Source organism: Rhodococcoides kyotonense (assembly GCF_001645385.1).
GTDB classification, from domain to species: domain Bacteria; phylum Actinomycetota; class Actinomycetes; order Mycobacteriales; family Mycobacteriaceae; genus Rhodococcoides; species Rhodococcoides kyotonensis_B.
The window spans coordinates 206,834-226,042 of record NZ_LVHI01000040.1 but is presented as its reverse complement, the minus strand read 5'-3'; the positions used below and the strand labels follow the sequence as shown (position 1 = coordinate 226,042).

15 protein-coding genes are annotated in these 19,209 nt (G+C 66.7%); 7 read left to right on the top strand and 8 right to left on the bottom strand.

Annotation, left to right across the window (positions count from 1 at the left end; translation table 11 throughout):
- Positions 1-286 precede the first annotated feature (286 nt).
- The gene (locus A3K89_RS24495; RefSeq protein WP_157105442.1) at positions 287-1,891 is read right to left on the bottom strand and encodes a phospho-sugar mutase; all 1,605 of its coding nucleotides are present in this window, start codon (positions 1,889-1,891) and stop codon (positions 287-289) included.
- Between the two features lie 17 nt (positions 1,892-1,908).
- A complete protein-coding gene (locus tag A3K89_RS24490) occupies positions 1,909-2,736 on the bottom strand; it encodes a purine-nucleoside phosphorylase (protein ID WP_068432000.1) in 828 nt (275 codons plus the stop codon).
- Positions 2,737-2,901: 165 nt separating this feature from the next.
- Here A3K89_RS24490 and A3K89_RS24485 point away from each other — a divergent pair, with 165 nt between their 5' ends.
- The 3 genes from A3K89_RS24485 to A3K89_RS24475 are packed head-to-tail and all read left to right on the top strand — an operon-like array spanning position 2,902 to position 5,957.
- Positions 2,902-3,609, top strand: a complete 708-nt coding sequence (locus tag A3K89_RS24485; RefSeq protein ID WP_068431997.1) for an enoyl-CoA hydratase/isomerase family protein — start codon at positions 2,902-2,904, stop codon at positions 3,607-3,609.
- Positions 3,610-3,624: 15 nt separating this feature from the next.
- A complete protein-coding gene (locus A3K89_RS24480) occupies positions 3,625-4,797 on the top strand; it encodes a M20 family metallopeptidase (protein ID WP_068431994.1) in 1,173 nt (390 codons plus the stop codon).
- Positions 4,794-5,957: a M20 family metallopeptidase gene (locus tag A3K89_RS24475; protein WP_068431992.1), complete on the top strand. Its 1,164-nt coding sequence runs from the start codon at positions 4,794-4,796 to the stop codon at positions 5,955-5,957. Before A3K89_RS24480 ends, A3K89_RS24475 begins: the two co-directional genes overlap by 4 nt.
- A gap of 23 nt (positions 5,958-5,980) precedes the next feature.
- Here A3K89_RS24475 and A3K89_RS24470 read toward each other — a convergent pair whose 3' ends face one another.
- Positions 5,981-6,442 carry a gamma-glutamylcyclotransferase gene (locus A3K89_RS24470; protein WP_068431989.1) on the bottom strand — a complete coding sequence of 154 codons (462 nt, stop codon included), beginning with the start codon at positions 6,440-6,442 and terminating at the stop codon, positions 5,981-5,983.
- 171 nt (positions 6,443-6,613) lie between these two features.
- Here A3K89_RS24470 and A3K89_RS24465 point away from each other — a divergent pair, with 171 nt between their 5' ends.
- Both A3K89_RS24465 and A3K89_RS24460 read left to right on the top strand, forming a co-directional pair.
- Positions 6,614-8,017, top strand: coding sequence for an NAD(P)H-quinone dehydrogenase (locus tag A3K89_RS24465; RefSeq protein WP_068431986.1), 1,404 nt, complete (start codon positions 6,614-6,616; stop codon positions 8,015-8,017).
- Positions 8,018-8,201: 184 nt separating this feature from the next.
- The gene (locus tag A3K89_RS24460; RefSeq protein ID WP_068431984.1) at positions 8,202-9,395 is read left to right on the top strand and encodes an aminotransferase-like domain-containing protein; all 1,194 of its coding nucleotides are present in this window, start codon (positions 8,202-8,204) and stop codon (positions 9,393-9,395) included.
- On the opposite strand, the gene glpK is transcribed toward A3K89_RS24460, so the two are convergent.
- On the bottom strand, positions 9,380-10,885 hold the full coding sequence (gene glpK, locus A3K89_RS24455; protein ID WP_068431981.1) for a glycerol kinase GlpK: 1,506 nt from the start codon (positions 10,883-10,885) through the stop codon (positions 9,380-9,382). The two genes, A3K89_RS24460 and glpK, sit on opposite strands and share 16 nt — an antisense overlap.
- 145 nt (positions 10,886-11,030) lie before the next feature.
- Here glpK and A3K89_RS24450 point away from each other — a divergent pair, with 145 nt between their 5' ends.
- Positions 11,031-12,767: a glycerol-3-phosphate dehydrogenase/oxidase gene (locus A3K89_RS24450; protein WP_068431977.1), complete on the top strand. Its 1,737-nt coding sequence runs from the start codon at positions 11,031-11,033 to the stop codon at positions 12,765-12,767.
- Positions 12,768-12,780: 13 nt separating this feature from the next.
- Here the strand turns inward: A3K89_RS24450 and A3K89_RS24445 are convergent, their stop codons facing one another.
- From A3K89_RS24445 to A3K89_RS24435, 4 genes are read right to left on the bottom strand one after another with little or no spacing between them, the layout of a single operon-like run.
- Complete coding sequence (locus tag A3K89_RS24445; RefSeq protein WP_068431974.1) at positions 12,781-13,323, bottom strand: hypothetical protein; 543 nt, start codon at positions 13,321-13,323, stop codon at positions 12,781-12,783.
- An 11-nt stretch (positions 13,324-13,334) separates the two neighbouring features.
- Positions 13,335-13,457, bottom strand: coding sequence for a hypothetical protein (locus A3K89_RS26630; RefSeq protein WP_261769047.1), 123 nt, complete (start codon positions 13,455-13,457; stop codon positions 13,335-13,337).
- Positions 13,458-13,486: 29 nt separating this feature from the next.
- Complete coding sequence (locus tag A3K89_RS24440; RefSeq protein WP_068431971.1) at positions 13,487-14,269, bottom strand: DNA-formamidopyrimidine glycosylase family protein; 783 nt, start codon at positions 14,267-14,269, stop codon at positions 13,487-13,489.
- 2 nt (positions 14,270-14,271) lie between these two features.
- The gene (locus tag A3K89_RS24435; protein WP_068431968.1) at positions 14,272-18,810 is read right to left on the bottom strand and encodes an ATP-dependent helicase; all 4,539 of its coding nucleotides are present in this window, start codon (positions 18,808-18,810) and stop codon (positions 14,272-14,274) included.
- Between the two features lie 77 nt (positions 18,811-18,887).
- On the opposite strand from A3K89_RS24435, the gene A3K89_RS24430 reads away from it, so the two are divergent.
- Complete coding sequence (locus A3K89_RS24430) at positions 18,888-19,133, top strand: modification methylase HgiDII (protein ID WP_068431965.1); 246 nt, start codon at positions 18,888-18,890, stop codon at positions 19,131-19,133.
- Positions 19,134-19,209: the final 76 nt, after the last annotated feature.

The window sequence follows — 19,209 nt, the reverse complement described above, 5'->3', positions numbered from 1 at the left end:
GCCGGATGGGTCGATTGGTACAACGCTCGACGTCTCCACTCGAGCATCGGGCATATGCCCCCGATCGAGTACGAAACTCTCTACTACGCTGGCTTCGGAACCGAGGATCAGCCCCAACTGGAGGCGGCACAGAACCTGGGGTGATTCACTTTCACCGTCGAGCCCCAACCCAACAGAACCCAGAACAGCATCCGCACCTCATGGGTGTACACCGGACGTCCCATCGCAACCATCCCTCAATGATCAGGCACGTTGCGATGACTGCTTGAGACCGCCGTGTAGCGGGCTATACATTCGCGCGCACGAGTGACGAAGTCGCCTTCTTCAACGCCTCCAGCGTCGACTCGGCGGCGGCGCGGGCGTCCGCCAACCCGGCTCGATCGGCGACGGGCACCACGGCTTCGAGGTAGGCCTTCACCTTCGGCTCGGTGCCGGACGGTCGCACGACGACGCGAATGCCGTCCCCGGCGAGTTCGACGGCGTCGGTACGCAGGGGTCCGCGTTGGGAGAGGAAGTCGGTGACGGTGACATCGATGCCCGCGAGCTCCGTGGGAGGCGTCGCACGCAGCGCCTTCATCATCGACGCGATGTCGTCCAGGTCGGTCACGCGCTTCGACACCTGAGCTCCCGCGTGGACACCGAATTCGACGGCCAGGTCGTCGAGCATGTTCTGCAGGGTCCGCCCGTCCGCCGCGCACAGCGCCGTGAGGTCGGCGAGAACGACGGCGCCGGAGATGCCGTCCTTGTCCAGGACGTGCTCTGGGTCCACGCAGTGGCCGATCGCTTCCTCGTAGGCGTAGACCAGGCCCTGCCCGGCTCGGACGAGCCATTTGAACCCGGTCAAGGTCCGGGCGTACCGCGCACCGCGGGCGGGAGCGAGCGCTGCCAACAACTGCGACGACACGATCGTGTTGGCCACCAACGAGTTCGGCGGTGCCGTCGTCAGAATGTGATCGGCCAGCAGTGCGCCGGTCTCGTCGCCGGTGAGCATGCGCCATCCCGTCGGTCCGGGAATGCCGATCGCACATCGGTCGGCGTCGGGATCGAGTGCGATCGCGAGGTCGGCGTTCACCTCCGCGGCGAGTGCGAGCACGGCATCGGCCGCGCCCGATTCCTCGGGGTTGGGGAACGCGACGGTCGGAAACTCGGGGTCGGGCGCGAATTGACTCTCGACGACGTGGATGTCTCGAAAACCGAGTCCCCGCAACGCCGTCAGCGCGAGCTCGCCGCCGACGCCGTGCAAGGGCGTCAGGGCAATTCTGATCGCGCGACGCGGGGAACGGACGAGCGCGGGCAACGTGTCGAGATAGCGGGCCGCGACGTCGGATCCACCGGGCGACACCTGTGTCCGGGGTACGTCGACTGCGGGGCCGACAGCCGCGATCTCCGCTTCGATCTCCTTGTCGGCGGGCGGAACGAGTTGTGCGCCGCCGCGGAGATAGACCTTGTACCCGTTGTCCGCCGCCGGATTGTGCGACGCGGTGATCTGCACGCCGAGATCGGCGCCCAACGCTCGCACCGCGAACGCGAGCACAGGCGTCGGCAGCGGCCGGGGCAGGAGAACGACCGAAAACCCCTGAGCGGCCAAGGTTTCCGCCGCCGCGGTCGCGAACGTCTCGGAGCCGTGCCGCGCGTCGCGACCGACGACGACCGTCGATCCGCCCAGGCACTTCTTCTGCAACCACGCACCGATGCCTGCCGACGTCCGAACGACGACGGCGACGTTCATCCCGTTCGGTCCCGCACGCACCTCGCCGCGCAGGCCTGCGGTGCCGAACGAGAGAGGAGCGCGAAAGCGTTCGGCCAGTTCGTCGTCCGTCAGCTCGGACAGTTCCTCGCGCGTCGACGGGTCCGGGTCGCCGGCGATCCACGCGGCAACCTGCTCGGCCAGCGCCGATGGCTCGGACGTCACAGCGACGTCACCAGGCGGTGCAGCAGATCACCCATCCGCGACGCGGATGCCTTGCCCGCCTCGAGAACTTCGGCGTGGTTCAGGTGCTCACCCGTCATGCCCGCGGCCAGATTGGTCACGAGCGAGATACCGAGCACGCGTGCGCCCTGTGCGCGGGCAGCGATGGTCTCGTGGACGGTCGACATACCGACGAGATCGGCACCGAGCGTGCGCAGCATGCGAATTTCGGCGGGCGTCTCGTAGTGCGGACCGGGCAGACCGGCGTACACGCCGTCTTCGAGCGACGGGTCGATCTCGCGGGCGAGATCGCGCAGATCGGAGGAGTACGCGTCGACCAGATCGACGAATTCGGCACCGACGAGCGGCGACCGAGCCGTGAGATTGAGGTGGTCCGAGATCAGCACGGGTTGTCCGACGCTCATGCCCTCCCGGATGCCGCCCGCGGCGTTCGTCAACACGACCGTCTTCACTCCGGTCGCGATGGCCGACCGGACCGGATGCACGACGCGTCGCAGATCGTGGCCCTCGTACGCGTGGGTGCGGCCCTGCAGTAGCAGGGTGTGGGTGCCGCCGACGTTCACCGACGTGATGGTGCCCGAATGACCCGACGCGGACGGCGCTGCGAACCCGGGCAGGTCGGCCATCCGGAGCGTTGCCGTCGGAGTGCCGAAAGGTTCTGCCGCAGCCTGCCATCCGGACCCGAGCACGATCGCGACCGAATGCGAGGAGACTCCGGTGGCGTCTGCGATCGCGGCGGCAGCGGCGGACGCTGCGCCGGTCGGGTCGGTGGTCGGGTCGGGTCGCTGCTCGTCTGTAGTTCCCACGGGGTTCAACCCTAGGAGATAGGGCCGTTCCCGTCTCAGCTACACCGCGGGTGGGCATGGTGTTCCACTGTCGATGTCCGGCACGCGGGATCCCGCATCGTCGGCGCCGAGACTGGTACACCATGCCCACTACCGAATAAGTTACTGCCGGGTAGTATCCGGCTCATGCCTTACCTCGAACGCGACGGCGACGTGCACATCCTGTTTCTCGGTCCCGAGGGGTCGACCGAGGACTCCGAGAATCGGTTTCACCCCGACTGGATCGACAGCGTCCACTCGCTGCTCGACGAGGTCGAGGCGATCTCGGGTCCGTCTGCGTTGGTGACGTCGGCGACCGGCAAGTTCTTCACCAACGGCCTCGACACCGATTGGCTGTTCGCGAACCTCGACAAGATCACTTCGTACCTCGACCGCGTCCACACCCTGTACACGCGGCTGCTCACGTTCCCGATGGCGACCGTCGCCGCGGTGCAGGGGCACGCATTCGGTGCAGGCGCGATGCTCGCGACGGCCCACGACTTCCGCGTCGTGCGCGCCGATCGTGGCTTCTACTGCCTCCCCGAGGTGTCGCTGAACATGCCGTTCACGATCGGCATGTCCGCCCTGATCACCGGCAGGCTGCCGAAGCAGACGGCCGTCGAGGCCATGACCACGGGCAAGCGCTACGGCGGTCCCGACGCGGTCGCCGCCGGTATCGCCGACGCGGTGGCCGACGTGGATCGTGTACTGCCGGATGCCGTCGCGCGTGCGGCGGCGCTGACCGGCACCCGCGGACCGAACCTCGCGGGCATCAAACGGGGCATTCACGCCGACGTCCTCGCAGCACTGAACACTCCGACGGGTGAGAGCAACTTCAGCTTCGGAAACCAGTAGTGACAGACTGGGTCGGTGATCGATGAGACCGATGCAGGTGTGCACAGCGCTGCAACCGACCTGATAGAGCTCTCGCACTCGATTCATTCCGAGCCGGAACTGGCGTTCGAAGAGCACAAGAGTGCCGCGAAGGTGATGGAGCTTCTGCGAGCGGCCGACTTCGACGTCGAGGTCGGTGTCGCGGACATGCCGACCGCGTTCACGGCGAGCTTCGGCAGTGGCGAACTGGTCGTCGGAATCTGTGCCGAGTACGACGCGTTGCCGGAGATCGGGCACGCGTGCGGCCACAACATCATCGCGGCGTCGGCGGTGGGCGCGGCGTTGGCGCTCGCACCCGTCGCCGACCGGCTCGGCATCACTGTTCGGGTTCTGGGGACGCCCGCCGAGGAGACCGGTGGCGGCAAGGTCCTCATGCTGGAGCGAGGCGTGTTCGACGACATCGCAACGGCGATCATGGTTCACCCGGGCCCGTTCGACATCGTCGGCGCGACGTCGTTGGCATTGTCGGACATCGCCGTGTCGTTCACCGGACGCGCGGCACACGCGTCGGCTGCGCCCGAGTGGGGCATCAACGCCGCCGACGCCGTCACCGTGAGCCAGGTGGCGCTCGGGCTGATGCGCCAGCATCTGTCACCGGGTCAGCAGGTGCACGGCATCGTCAGCGACGGCGGCCTCGCGCCCAACATCGTGCCCGGCCACGCCGAGCTGCTCTACTACCTGCGGGCCACGACGTCGGAGTCGCTCGAGGCGCTCACGAAGAAGGCGTACGCCTGTTTCGAGGCAGGCGCGATCGCGACCGGGTGCACGCACGAGATCAGAACGGTCTCGCCGACCTATGCGGAGTTGACGCCGGATCCGTGGCTCTCGGCCGCCTATCGCCGCGAAGCGGAGTCGATCGGACGCACACCGCTCGCACCGGAGTTGGAAGGATTTCGCCCACTGGGCAGTACGGACATGGGAAACGTGACGAATGTTCTACCCGGCATCCACCCGATCATCGGACTCGATTCCGGTGGGGCCGTGACGCATCAACCGGAGTTCGCCGCGGCCTGCGTCACCGAGTCCGCCGACAGGGCGGTGCTCGACGGCGCACAGCTCCTCGCGCGGACGACGGTTCGCGCGGTGACCGATGCCGAGGTGCGTGCACGTCTGCTCGGCGGCGTCGAAGCGCGGGCGGCTGCACGATGATCGAGAACTTCGCGCTCGTCGACAAATGGATTCTCGAGCACGCCGACGAGCTGTCGCAGTGGCGTCGTCACATCCACGCGAATCCCGAACTGGCACGGCGTGAATTCGCCACGACGGCGTTCGTCGTCGAACAGCTCGAAGCCGCCGGATTGACGCCCAAGCTGTTGCCGGGAGGCACCGGCCTGACGTGCGACATCGGCCCGGACGGCCCGCGCGTCGGGCTGCGTGCCGACATGGACGCGTTGCCGTTGCAGGAATTCACCGGCGCGGCGTATTCGTCGACGGTCCCCGGCGTCTCGCACGCGTGCGGCCACGACGCGCATACGACGGTTCTGCTCGGTACCGCGCTCGCGCTCGCGTCGCTTCCCGCTCTGCCGTTCGGTGTTCGACTGATCTTTCAGCCGGCGGAGGAGGTCATGCCGGGAGGTGCGCTCGACGTCGTCGCGGCAGGTGCGCTGAAGGACCTGACGAAGATCTTCGCGCTGCACTGCGATCCGCGACTGGAGGTCGGCAAGGTCGGTGTGCGCGTCGGCGCGATCACGTCGGCCGCCGACACCGTCGAGCTGCGGTTGGACTCACCGGGTGGGCACACGTCGCGGCCGCACCTGACGACCGACCTCGTGTACGCGCTCGGCACGGTCATCACCGGCTTGCCCGGGATGCTCAGTCGCCGAATCGACCCCAGGACCAGCACCGTCATGGTGTGGGGAGCGGTCGTCGCGGGCCAGGCACCCAACGCGATCCCGCAGACCGGCATGCTGACCGGAACGGTCCGTACCGGCGATCACGACACGTGGGCGTTGCTCGAACCGATGGTGCACGAGATCGTCGCCGGGTTACTTGCGCCGACGGGTGTGCAGTACGAGCTTCACTACCGGCGCGGGGTCCCACCCGTCGTCAACGACGAGGCCGCGACGCGCGTCTTCGAGAAGGCGATTCACCGGGTCGGACCCGCGGCGCTCGCCGACACCGCGCAATCCGGTGGCGGGGAGGATTTCTCGTGGTACCTCGAGGACATCCCGGGATCCATGGCGAGGCTCGGTGTGTGGTCCGGATCAGGTCCGCAGCTCGACATTCACCAGCCGACGTTCGATCTCGACGAGCGAGCCCTCGCCGTCGGCGTCAAGGTGATGACGAGCATCGCGCTCGACCCGAACTAGCGGGCTATGTACTTCCGTACACGTCAGGTAGTCCCCGGCCCGACGTTACGGCTGTTGCGGGTGCGGAGTCCGCGCACGTAGTCGGCGGGCGCACCGGCGATTTCGGCGGCGTCGGCCATGACGCCGAGGTAGCGAGCCGACGGCAGGCCACCCTCGTACGCGTCGACCACGTACAGCCAGGCCAGGACGGGACCGTCCTCGGTGTCGATGCGCAGGCGGATCTTGCGGTGGAAGCCGAGTTCGGATCCCTCCCAGCGGTCGAGGCGCTCTTCGTCCTCGACCGGAACGTCGTACAGCACGACGAAGACCTTGGAATCGGCGTCCTCGACGACGGTGGCCAGTGCACCTTCCCAGCCGATGTCGCCACCGGCGAACGTCAACCGCCAGCCGTGCAGCCACCCGGTTCCCGAGATCGGAGAGTGCGGGCAACGCTGCAACATCTGCTCCGGATGCATGTTGGATCCGTAAGCGGCATAGATCGGCACGTCGGCAAGCCTAAACCGTCGGGTGTGTCTGCCATGCGTCGGAAGCCCCGAATCGGGCGTTTCGGCAGGTCGAAGGCAAGTGAAGTAATCCTTACCGATGCAGAGACTTCGCGAAGGGAATAAGTTTGAACCCACAGGCGCTCGAACTCACTCCCACAAGGAAGAGGCTCAATGACCCGGATCGTGATCATCGGTGGCGGACCCGCAGGGTACGAGGCAGCGCTGGTGGCAGCACAACACGGGGGCACCGTCACTCTCGTCGATTCGGAAGGAGTGGGTGGCGCCTGCGTTCTGTGGGACTGCGTGCCGTCGAAGACGTTCATCGCGTCGACCGGCATCAGGACGGAGATGCGACGCGCGACCGATCTCGGTATCTCGCTCGATCCGTCGAAGGCCACCGTCGCGCTCCCGCAGATCAACGAGCGTGTGAAGAGCTTGGCGCAGGCCCAGTCGGCGGACATCGCGGCGCGCGTGCGCTCGGTCGGCGTCGAACTGCTCTCCGGACGCGGCGAGATGATCGACAGCCAGGTCGGAATGGCTGCCCACCAGGTGCGTGCCACCCTCGCCGACGGCAGCGAGCGCATCCTCGACGCCGACGTCGTGCTGATCTCGACGGGTGCGAGCCCGCGGGTTCTGAAGGGTGCCGAACCGGACGGAGAGCGCATCCTCAACTGGCGTCAGCTGTACGACCTCGACGCGCTACCCGAGCACCTGATCGTCGTCGGATCCGGTGTCACCGGTGCCGAGTTCGTGTCGGCGTACACCGAGATGGGCGTCAAGGTGACCGCCGTGTCGAGCCGCGACCGCGTGCTGCCACACGAGGACGAGGATGCAGCGCTCGTGCTGGAGGAGGCGTTCAACGAGCGTGGTGTCACGCTGGTCAAGCACGCCCGTGCCGAGTCCGTTCAGCGCACCGACTCCGGCGTGATCGTCACGCTCGCCGACGGCCGAACCGTCGAGGGCAGCCACGCGCTGATGACGGTCGGCTCGGTCCCGAACACGTCGGGCCTCGGTCTCGAGAAGGTCGGCATCGAGCTCGACCGCGGCGGTTACCTGCGCGTCGACCGCGTCTCGCGAACGTCCGTGTCGGGCATCTACGCCGCCGGTGACTGCACCGGCCTCCTGCCGCTCGCGTCGGTTGCGGCGATGCAGGGACGCATCGCGATGTACCACGCGCTCGGTGAGGGCGTCACGCCGATCAAGCTCAAGACCGTCGCGTCGGCGGTGTTCACACGCCCCGAGATCGCGTCGGTCGGCGTCAGCCAGTCGGCCATCGACAAGGGCGAGGTTCCGGCGCGCACGGTCATGTTGCCGCTCGCCACCAACCCGCGCGCCAAGATGTCCGGTCTCAAGCGCGGCTTCGTGAAGATCTTCTGCCGTCCGGCCACCGGCGTCGTCATCGGTGGCGTCGTCGTCGCGCCGACCGCGTCCGAGCTGATCCTGCCGATCGCGATGGCCGTGCAGAACAACCTGTCGGTCAACGACCTGGCTGCGACCTTCTCGGTGTACCCGTCGCTGACGGGGTCGATCACCGAGGCGGCGCGGCAGCTCATGCGTCACGACGATCTGGACTAGTGCGGCTTCGCCACCCGTGCGCGGAAAGTTGGCCCGGGTTGCAACTATCCAGGCACGGGTGGCGTAGCCGCACGTCGAGTTGTCATGACATACTGGCGTGTGCCGACCACCATCCGGCACACTTCGCACCCCAGTCGATCCTCGGGTAGCTCGTACATCCGTATTTCGCTGCTGGGAGAAATCCATGACAACCATTCCGTCGTTGGCTCGTCGCCTCGATTCCGTGCAGAGTTCGGCGATTCGCGACCTGCTCGCGTTGACTGCGCGCGACGATGTCATCTCGCTCGCCGGTGGGCTTCCGGCCACGGAACTCATTCCAGCGCAACGGGTTCGAGAAGCCGCGGCTGCGGTGCTGTCCGAACCTCAGGCCGTTCAGTACGGCGAGACCCCGGGATGGCGGGGGCTGCGCGAGGTCATCGCCGGACGTGAGTCCGACGCGATCGGACGCGTCGTCGATCCATCGAACGTCGTCGTGACGCACGGCTCGCAACAGGCGCTGACTCTGGTGGCGCAGGCTCTGGTGGACCCCGGCACAGTGGTCGTGGTCGACGAACCCGCGTATACCGGTGCGCTGCAAGTGTTTTCGATCGCCGGTGCCGACATCCACGCAATTCCGATCGCGGCCGACGGCATGGACACGTACGAGCTCGAGCGCCGTCTCGCGGCCGGTCTGCGCCCAGCCCTGGTCCATACGGTCGCCAACTTCCACAATCCTCGTGGCGTCACGATGTCGCACGACAAGCGAGCGCATCTCGCGGCGTTGGCCGATCGCTACGGATTCTGGATTCTCGAGGACGACCCCTACGGCGAGATCTGGTTCGACGCGCCGCCGTCGCCGCCGATCGCGGCGCACTCGGACCGTGTCGTCCGACTGTCGAGTGCGTCGAAGATCCTGGCACCGGCGCTACGGGTCGGCTGGATGGTCGCGCCGAAGAGAGTGTGCGACGCTGTCGAACTGCTCAAGCAGGGTGCGGACCTGTGCGGCTCGTCGATGACGCAGCAGATGACGGCCGAGATGCTGTCGGACACATCGTGGCTCGGGATGCATCTGGAACGTCTGCGCAGTGCGTACGGACAGCGCGCGACCGCGCTGCGGACTGCAGTGGAAGCAGAGTTCGACGATCGAGTGCACATCTCGCCCGCCGACGGCGGAATGTTCGTCTGGCTGACGTTCCGTGACGGCACGGACACGACCGCACTGCTCCCCACGGCGCTGGAGAACGGGGTGGCGTTCGTGCCCGGTCGAGCGTTCGCCGACGCGCCGCAGTACTCCGGTGCGGCGCGGCTCTGTTTCGCGAGTTCAGCGGAACCCGTTCTGCAGGAAGCAGTTCGACGTCTGAAGTCGGCTCACGCCGACACGGCTCACACGCTGTCGTAGGTGCGTTCGACGGCGCGGTTCCAGGTTCGGTACATCTCTTCGCGGACATCCTCGTCGAGATCGGGTTCCCACGTCTTGTCGGCGGCCCAATTGGCGCGGATGTCGTCCTCGCCGTTCCAGTAGCCGACGGCGAGGCCCGCGGCATAGGCTGCGCCCAGCGCGGTGGTCTCGTTGACGACCGGTCGCACGACGGGAACGCCGAGCACGTCGGATTGGAACTGCATGAGGAGCTCGTTGACGACCATGCCGCCGTCGACCTTGAGCGTCGTCAGCGTCACGTCGGAATCCGCGTTCATCGCGTCGATGACCTCGCGGGTCTGAAATGCAGTGGCCTCCAATGCTGCTCGGGCGATGTGCCCCTTGTTCGCGAAACGAGTGAGTCCGGAGATGACGCCGCGGGCATCCGGACGCCACCGCGGCGCGAACAGACCGGAGAACGCAGGCACGAAGTAGACACCGCCGTTGTCGTCGACGGTGTCCGCCAATTCTTCGATTTCTCGGGCGTCGCGGATGATGCCGAGATTGTCGCGCAACCACTGCACGAGCGAGCCCGTCACCGCGACGGATCCTTCGAGCGCGTAGACGGTGTCCGCGTCGCCGAGTTTGTAGCAGACGGTGGTGAGCAGTCCGTGCTCGCTGCGGACCGGTGTCGTTCCCGTGTTGAGCAACAAGAAGTTTCCGGTGCCGTAGGTGTTCTTCGCTTCGCCGGGAGACAGACACGCCTGCCCGAAGGTCGCGGCCTGCTGATCACCCAGGATCCCCGAGATGGGCACTCCCGCCAGCACGCCTCGCGGCCGAACCTCACCGTAGATCTCCGACGACGTCTTGATCTCGGGCAGCATCGACATCGGGATCTCGAAGTCCGCGCAGATGTCCTCGCGCCACTGCAGCGTCTCGATGTCCATCAGCAACGTGCGCGACGCGTTCGTGACGTCGGTGATGTGCTTGCCGCCGTTCGTGCCGCCGGTCAGGTTCCACAGCACCCACGAGTCCATCGTGCCGAAACACAGTTCTCCCGCATCGGCACGCTCGCGTGCCCCGTCCACGTTGTCGAGAATCCACCGCACCTTCGGGCCGGCGAAGTACGTCGACAGGGGAAGCCCGGTGACGCTCTGGTATCGGTCCGCACCCGCGTCGCCCGCGAGCTTCCTGCACAGTTCGTCGGTGCGCGTGTCCTGCCACACGATGGCGTTGTACACGGGTTTGCCCGTTGCCCTGTCCCAGACGAGCGCGGTCTCGCGTTGGTTGGTGATGCCGACGGCGGCGATGTCCTGCGCCTTGACGTCGGCGTTTCCGAGCGCGGCGCCGACGACCTCACGCACGCCCACCCAGATTTCCTCCGCGTCGTGCTCGACCCAGCCTGCGCGAGGGAAGATCTGCCGGTGCTCCTTCTGCGCCGAGCCGACGGGTTTGCCGTCGTGTCCGAAGATGATGCACCTGCTCGAGGTGGTTCCCTGGTCGATCGATGCGATGAAGGTGTCGGACGTCACCAAAGCTCCCTTGTTCGGCCGGATCTATCGTTTCGGGTCGCGCGGGTATACGTGACGAACGGTAGCCTTGCGGTGAATCTCGGAGAAGCACGACATCCGGGTAGAGCACGGCTGCTTCGAATCCACGCGACACGGGAGCGAGTTCTTGAGCAACAAGTCGAACACCACATCCCTCGGGCCACAGGCGCGCGACGACGCGTGGGAGCAGCTGGGATCCGAACAGTTCGACGTCGTGGTCGTCGGCGGTGGCGTGGTCGGAGCCGGAGCGGCACTCGACGCGGCGACGCGTGGGCTCAAGGTGGCGCTCGTCGAGGCACGTGACTTCGCGTCCGGTACGTCGAGTCGCTCGTCGAAGATGTTCCACGGCGGTCTGCGCTACCTCGAGCAGCTCGAGTTCGGGCTGGTGCGTGAGGCTCTGCACGAGCGCGAGCTGTCGCTGTCGACACTTGCTCCCCACCTGGTCAAACCGCTGAAATTCCTGTTCCCGCTGACGCATCGTGTCTGGGAACGTCCCTACATCGCGTCGGGAATCTTTCTGTACGACCGAATGGGCGGCGCCAAGTCCGTTCCCGCGCAGAAACATCTGACGCGCTCCGGCGCGCTGCGGATGGCTCCCGGCATGAAGCGCAAGTCGCTGATCGGCGGAATTCGCTACTACGACACCGTCGTCGACGACGCGAGGCACACGATGACCGTCGCGCGGACGGCGGCTCAGTACGGGGCCGTCGTTCGGACGTCGACGCAGGTCGTCGGATTCCTGCGCGAAGCCGATCGAGTGTCGGGCGTGCGGGTGCGGGACTCGGAGAACGGTGCCACCACCGAGGTACGCGGCCACGTCGTCATCAACGCGACGGGTGTGTGGACCGACGAGATCCAGGCGTTGTCGTCGCAACGCGGTAGGTTCCGTGTTCGCGCATCCAAGGGCGTGCACATCGTCGTCCCGCGCGATCGCATCGTCAGCGAGGCGGCCATCATTCTGCGCACCGAGAAGTCCGTGCTGTTCATCATCCCGTGGGGTGCTCATTGGATCATCGGCACCACCGACACCGACTGGAAGCTCGATCTCGCCCACCCGGCGGCGACGAAAGCCGACATCGACTACATCCTCGGCGAGGTCAACACGGTTCTGGTGACGCCGTTGACGCACGAGGACATCGACGGTGTCTACGCCGGATTGCGGCCGCTGCTGGCGGGGGAGAGCGACGAGACGTCGAAGTTGTCCCGTGAACACGCCGTCGCGCGCGTTGCGCCCGGACTCGTCGCCATCGCGGGCGGCAAGTACACGACGTACCGGGTCATGGCCAAGGACGCCGTCGACCTCGCGTCCGACGACATTCCGGCGCGCGTCGCGTCGTCGATCACCGAGAAGGTGCCGCTGCTCGGTGCCGACGGCTACTTCGCGCTGGTCAACCAGACCCACCACCTCGCCCAGATGTACGGTCTGCATCCCTATCGGGTCACGCATCTGCTCGATCGGTACGGTTCGCTGATCGACGACGTTCTCGCGCTGGCAGCCGACAAGCCGTATCTGCTGCAGCCCATCACCGACGCGCCCAGCTACCTGCAGGTCGAGGTCGTTTACGCGGCGGTGGCCGAGGGCGCGTTGCACCTCGAGGACATCCTGGCGCGTCGCACACGCATCTCCATCGAATACTCGCACCGCGGCGTCAACTGTGCCGAGCAGGTCGCGGGACTGGTGGCGCCCATTCTCGGATGGGATGCGTCGGACGTCGATCGAGAGGTGACCACCTACACGGCGCGCGTGGAGGCTGAGATCAAATCACAGATGCAACCGGACGACGATTCTGCGGATGCACTGCGCGTCGTCGCCCCGGAGGCGCGTCAGGAGATCCTCGAACCGGTGCAGCCCGGAACGCACTGACCTGTGCCTTCCGTCAGTGCGTCAGCACTATCTTGACGGACACGATGAGCGCAGCCGCGACGGCCAACGCGATGGATCCGAGCAGCGTTCCGCGCGTTGGTTTCTCGCCGCGCAAGCGGCCGATGACGAAATTGGTCGACGCGATGCGCGCGATGATGACGACCTCGGCGGCGATCTGACCGATCGCCGGGTCGAGCAGTCCCCACCAGCCGACGGCGAGCAGAGCTGCGGGCAGGACCGTTGCGCTGAGGATCGGCACCGAGTCGCGTAGTTGCTCCCACCGTCCCGCGCGCGACAGATGCGAGCCGGTGCGCACGGTCTGCCCTACCCCTTCGGCGAACGCGTGCGCCACGAAGGTCGACACTCCGGTGCCCACGACGATCGCGACTCCCTGAAACGTGTGTTCCTCCGGTGACGTAAGGGGAATCAGCGCAGCGAGAATCAGGATGTTGCCGTACACGTAGGCGCTGATCCGGCTGGCCGCGTTCTCGCGGTCGAGCGGGTCGGTGCGCGACAGCAGCGGGCGATGCAGCAGGTGTCGCAGATTCGGCGCCATGGTGAGGGAGCCTAGTGCGGCGCGGCGCGGACCATCTGCTGTTCTCGGGTACGGACGAGCGACCGAGGAGCACGTGCTGCCATCGGGCCCGACGCGGCCATCGCGACGAGGGTGAGTATCGCCAAGAAGATCATGATTCGATCCTGGCGCGACTTCCTGTGGATCAGCTGGGACTGGGCTGGCAGTACGGGCAGTAATAGATCTGCCGCTCTTCCATCGGATTGTCGCCGAGGAGCCCGAACTCGATCGTCGTGCCACATCGCCTGCACGGTTTTCCTTCTCGGCCGTACACCCAGAAGTGGCGGCCCGCCCGACGGTCGCCGGTGGTGACGCGCTGGTTGCGGTCCTTGTTGGCCCAGATCGTTCGATACGACAGGTCGACCATCTTGCCGATGTTGCCTGCCTCGCGCACCGGGGTACGTGGGTCGACGCCGCGAAGGAAGCAGATCTCGTTGCGGTACACGTTGCCCAAGCCGGCGAGGTTGCGTTGATCGAGCAGCGCGAGACCGACGGCGCGGTCGGGATCGGCGGAGATGTTCGCGACGGCTGTGCCTGCATCCCAGTCGTCGCCGAGCAGATCGGGACCGAGGTAGCCGACGGCCTCGTCCTCGTTCTCGAGAATCTCGAGAACGCCGAGTTCGAAGCCCACTGCCGTCGCGTCGTCGTTCTCGAGAATCGCCCGCGCCTGGAATGCGGGTCGCCGCCACTTCGCGCCGTGGGGATAGACCTGCCACGTCCCTTCCATCTTCAGATGGCTGTGAATCGAATGACCTGCCACGCGGATCAACAGATGCTTGCCGCGCGATGCGACCGAGTCGACGGTCTGACCGGTGAAGTCGACTGTGGCATAACGCGGCACACGAATGTCGCAGCGAGTGAGCACTTTTCCTTCGAGTGCGGCGCGGAGTTTGTTCGCAGCACGATAGACGGTGTCGCCTTCGGGCACGGCTACCCCCGGAGCCTGAGGCCGCGCGGCGTCGCAGAGAAACCCGCTGTGACAAGCGTTTTCGAGAAGTCGGTGCCGTGGATGTCGTGTCCGTCGACGCGTTCGACGAGCAGCTTGTCGACGCCACCGCGCTTCACCGTCGCGGCCAACGCCTGTGCGGCCGTCGCAGTGACCTCCTCGTTGTCGGAAAACGTCAACACGGTCTTTCCTCCTCGTTCGACGAACAGAGTCAGTTCGCCCTCGTGCAGGACAACGAGTGCACCTGCTTTGCGTCCCGGTCGGTGTCGCGGGGTGTCGACGTCGTCGTCGGGCTTCGGCCACGGCAGCGCGGCGCCGTACGGGTTGGCGGGATCACACGCAGCCAGAACGACGGCCCCTGTCTTCTCCCGCTCGTCGTAGCTGCGCAGCCGGTCGACGACCTCGGATGTCGAGAACTGTGCGCCGCCGAGCGAATCGACGAAGTAGCCGCGTCGGCTGCGACCTGAGTCCTCGAATGTCGTCAGCACCTTGTACATCGTCGCGAACCCGCCCGGGATTCCCTCGTTCATGACGGAACCCCGCGTCACGACGCCGTACCGTTCGAGCAGCACGTCGGCGGTGGCGTGCGCGCGAACGGTCGGATCCGGTTCGAGTTCGGGGACACGGGACCAGCGTCCGCCCGCCGTCGGCGGACCGCTGCGTGACGGTAGCGTCGGGCGCTCGAATCGCCGATACGACCGCAGACGCGGTGTGCGCCTGGGCGCCCGGTGGCTCGGCGCCGACCTGGTGGTGGTGGCGTTCAGCAGGGCGCGCAACGGCGCGAACGTGTCATTGCTGAGGCGGCCGGCCCAGACGAGCTCCCACAATGCTGCGACCAGGCTGTCGTCGTCGGTGCTGCCGACGGTGTCGGACAGTTGGCGGAAGAAGTACGCGCCGCCTGCCGCGACGGCGTCGAGCACGTTGATCTGCAACTCCGACAGGTCTGCTTCGGCAGGCGGCGCCAATGTCAGGGGCGCCGTGTCGGCCATGTGCAGACAGACCCAGCCGTCCTTCGAGCTGATGGACCCGTGGCCGGACCAGACCACCTCACCGGTGGAGGTCAGTTCGTCGAGCATCGCGGGGGAGTAGTCGCGCACGCGCGACGACAGAACGAGCGACTCCCACGCCGACGCCGGAATGGGCACTCCCGCAAGCTGCTCCACGACCGACGCCACTCCGTCGATGCCACTGAGCTGGCGACTGTCGACGTGTTGCCACGCCGGGAGGAAGCGCCCGAGGGTCGCGGTGCCGACAGGTTCCACTTCCTGTCGTGCGGCCGCGAGAGACCGTCGCCGGAGCCTGCGCAGCACCTCGGCGTCGCACCACTCGCTCCCGGTCTTCTCGGGCCGGAACTCGCCTTCGACGACGCGCTTGTCGGCGCCGAGGGTTGCCAATACACCCCGTACGACGGCGGTTCCGATACCGAACCGTGCTGCGACGTCGTCGACCGAGAACGGTCCGTGCGTACGGGCGTAGCGGCTGATCAGATCGATCATCGGGTCGTCGACCGGTTCGATGAACGCGTTGGGCGTTCCGATCGGAAGGGGTACACCGAGCGCGTCGCGCAGGCGGCTGGCGTCTTCGATCGCGGCCCACCACGTGTTCCCGGCGTACGTGACCTCCAACGCTCGTCTGGCCGAGACCAGTTCGTCCAGCCAGAGTCGCGACTCGTCACCGTGGGTCCTGGCGTCGACCTCGTCGGCGGTGAGCGGGCCGAGTAGACGCAGGAGGTCGGCGACGCCTTCGATGTCCTTCGCGCGCCGATCGGGCACGAGGCGTTGCAGTTCGAGTTCGGTGGTCTCGATGACCGACTGATCGAGCAGTTCCCGCAGTTCGACGCGACCGAGCAACTCGGCGAGCAGCGCGGAGTCCAGCGACAATGCCTGCGCACGACGTTCGGCGAGCGGACTGTCGCCCTCGTACATGAACGCGCCGACGTAGTTGAACAGCAACGAGTTGGCGAACGGCGACGGCGACGGTGTCTCGACCTCGACGATCCGGATCTGCCGACGCCCGATCTGCGCAAGGATCTCTTCGAGAGCGGGGAGGTCGTACACGTCCTGCAGGCATTCGCGCACGGTCTCGAGCAGGATCGGGAATGTCGGATAGCGGCGGGCGACATCGAGCAGTTGCGACGCGCGCTGCCGCTGCTGCCACAGGGGTGCACGCTTTCCCGGATTGCGTCGGGGAAGAAGCAGTGCGCGCGCGGCACATTCACGGAAGCGCGATGCGAACAGCGCCGAACCACCGACCTGCTCGGTGACGATGTCGGCGATCTCGTCGCTGTCGAACACGAACAGGTCGGCGCCGGGCGGATTGTCGTCGGTGTCGGGGAGTCGGACGATGATGCCGTCGTCGGACGCCGTCGGTGCCGCGTCGATGCCGTAGCGCTCGATCAGCCGCGCGCCGATCGCGAGTGCCCACGGGGCATGCACTTGCTGGCCGTAGGTCGAGTGCAGCACGAGGCGCCAATCGCCCAGTTCGTCGCGGAACCGTTCGACGATCATCGTGCGGTCCGTGGGAAGTTGCCCGGTCGTCTCCTTCTGTTCGTCGAGAAGCGAGATCAGGTTGGTGACCGCGTTGGCGTCGAGACCGTCGCCGCTCAGTCGCGCGTCGAGGCCCTCGCGTTCGGACGTACTGCGGAGGAACTCGCCGAGAGCCCGACCCAGTTCGGCGGGACGGCCGAGGCCGTCGCCGTGCCAGAACGGCAGACGCCCGGGCTGACCGTACGCGGGGCTGACGAGCACGCGGTCGTGGGTGATCTCCTCGATGCGCCAACTGGTGGCGCCGAGTGCGAACACATCCCCGACGCGCGATTCGTAGACCATTTCCTCGTCGAGTTCGCCTACGCGAGAGGCCTTTTCGCCGACCATATACACCGTGAACAGTCCGCGGTCGGGGATCGAACCGCCGGACGTGACGGCAAGCCGCTGCGACCCGGGACGGCCGGTGAGGGTATTGGCGTCGCGATCCCACACCAGGCGAGGACGTAGTTCGGCGAATTCGTCCGACGGATAGCGACCGGACAGCAGGTCGAGCGTCGACTCGTAGGCCGAGCGCGGCAGGGTCGCGAAGCTGCCGGTGCGCCGGACCGCGTCGAACCAGTCGTGTGCGTCGATGGGCTCGAGTGCACACGCCGCAACGGTCTGCTGCGCGAGGATGTCCAACGGATTGGCCGGTACGGCAAGCGCTTCGATCTTGCCGGTCGTCATCCGCTCGACGGTGACGGCGCAGTGGATCAGATCGGTGCGATGCTTCGGGAAGAGCACGCCTTTCGAGATCTCACCCACCTGGTGGCCGGCGCGTCCGACGCGCTGGAGTCCGCTCGCCACGGACGGGGGTGCTTCGACCTGAACGACGAGATCGACTGCGCCCATGTCGATTCCGAGCTCGAGACTGCTGGTGGCGACGACGCATCGCAGTCGGCCGGATTTGAGGTCGTCCTCGATGAGGGCGCGCTGATCCTTGCTGACGCTGCCGTGATGGGCGCGCGCGAGAAGCGGCTCGGCCCCGTGGTTGACCTCGCCCGAGCTGCCGAGCTGCGACGCGGGCCCGTGTGCGGTGTCGATTCCGTCGCCGAGTCGCTCGGCGTACACCTCGTTGAGTCGGGCCGTCAGACGTTCGGCCAGGCGACGAGAGTTGGCGAAGACGATGCACGACTTGTGGTCGAGGATCAGGTCGACCATCTTCTCCTCGACGTGTGGCCAGATGGACCCCTGCTGCGGCGCGGCCGACGCGTCTCCTTCGGCGGGCGTGGTGACACCGAGCTCGGTCATGTCCTCGACCGGCACCTGCACCGTGAGGTCGAACGTCTTCGGCGCAGGCGGGGCGACGATCTCGATCGGCGCAGCGCCGGTGAGGAATCGGCCGACCTCCTCGTGCGGCCGGACCGTCGCGGACAGGCCGATGCGTTGCGTGGGTTTCGGCAGCATCAGGTCGAGGCGTTCGAGCGAGAGCGCGAGGTGCGACCCGCGCTTCGTGCCTGCGACGGCATGGACCTCGTCGACGATGACGGTGTCGACGAGCGTCAGAGCCTCGCGCGCCGACGACGTCAGCATCAGGAACAGTGACTCCGGGGTGGTGATGAGGATGTCCGGGGGAGTCTTGATCATGGTGCGGCGGTCGGCCTGACTTGTGTCGCCGGACCGGACACCGACGGAGATGTCCGGCGGTTCGAGGCCGAGACGCTTGGCCGTCTGAGTGACACCGACCAGCGGTGCGCGCAGGTTGCGTTCGACGTCGACCGCAAGGGCCTTCAGCGGCGAGATGTAGAGAACTTTCGTCTTGCGTTCGGCCTGGACGTCCCGGGTGGCCAGCTGATCGATGGACCACAGGAACGCCGACAGCGTCTTGCCCGAACCGGTCGGCGCGACGACCAACGTGTGGCGACCGCTCGAGATTGCTTCCCAGGCCCCTGCCTGCGCGGACGTCGGACTGTGGAACGCGCCGGCGAACCACTCCTGCGTCGGCGCGGAGAAACGCGCGAGTGCCGCCGTCGCGTCGGTCTCTACTTTTCGGGCCATTCGACCATGATGCCCCGAGGCACCGACAACGAACCTCGAACGTGTGGGGACGGCGCTCGCTGGGTACTGGACCAGCCATGACCGACGACCAAGAGATCATGCAGAAGATCACCGCAGAACTCGACGCTCGACTGGGCAAGGAAACCAACGGCCTGCAGAACGAAGTTCCGCCGGGCGCCAGCGTCCAGGAAGACGACGGTGAGCGCGGTCCCCTTGGGCGGGACTACCACCTGGCCGCGAAGTACGCGCAGGCACTGGCGATCGGCGAGCCGCAGCTGATCGACCGGGCCGAGTTCGATCGCCTGGTCGAGCAGTACGGCTGACGCCATGTGAGTACTAATGTAGAGCCCGCTCTACATAAGTACTCACGTGCGCCGAAGGCGCCCGACAGGCATCATC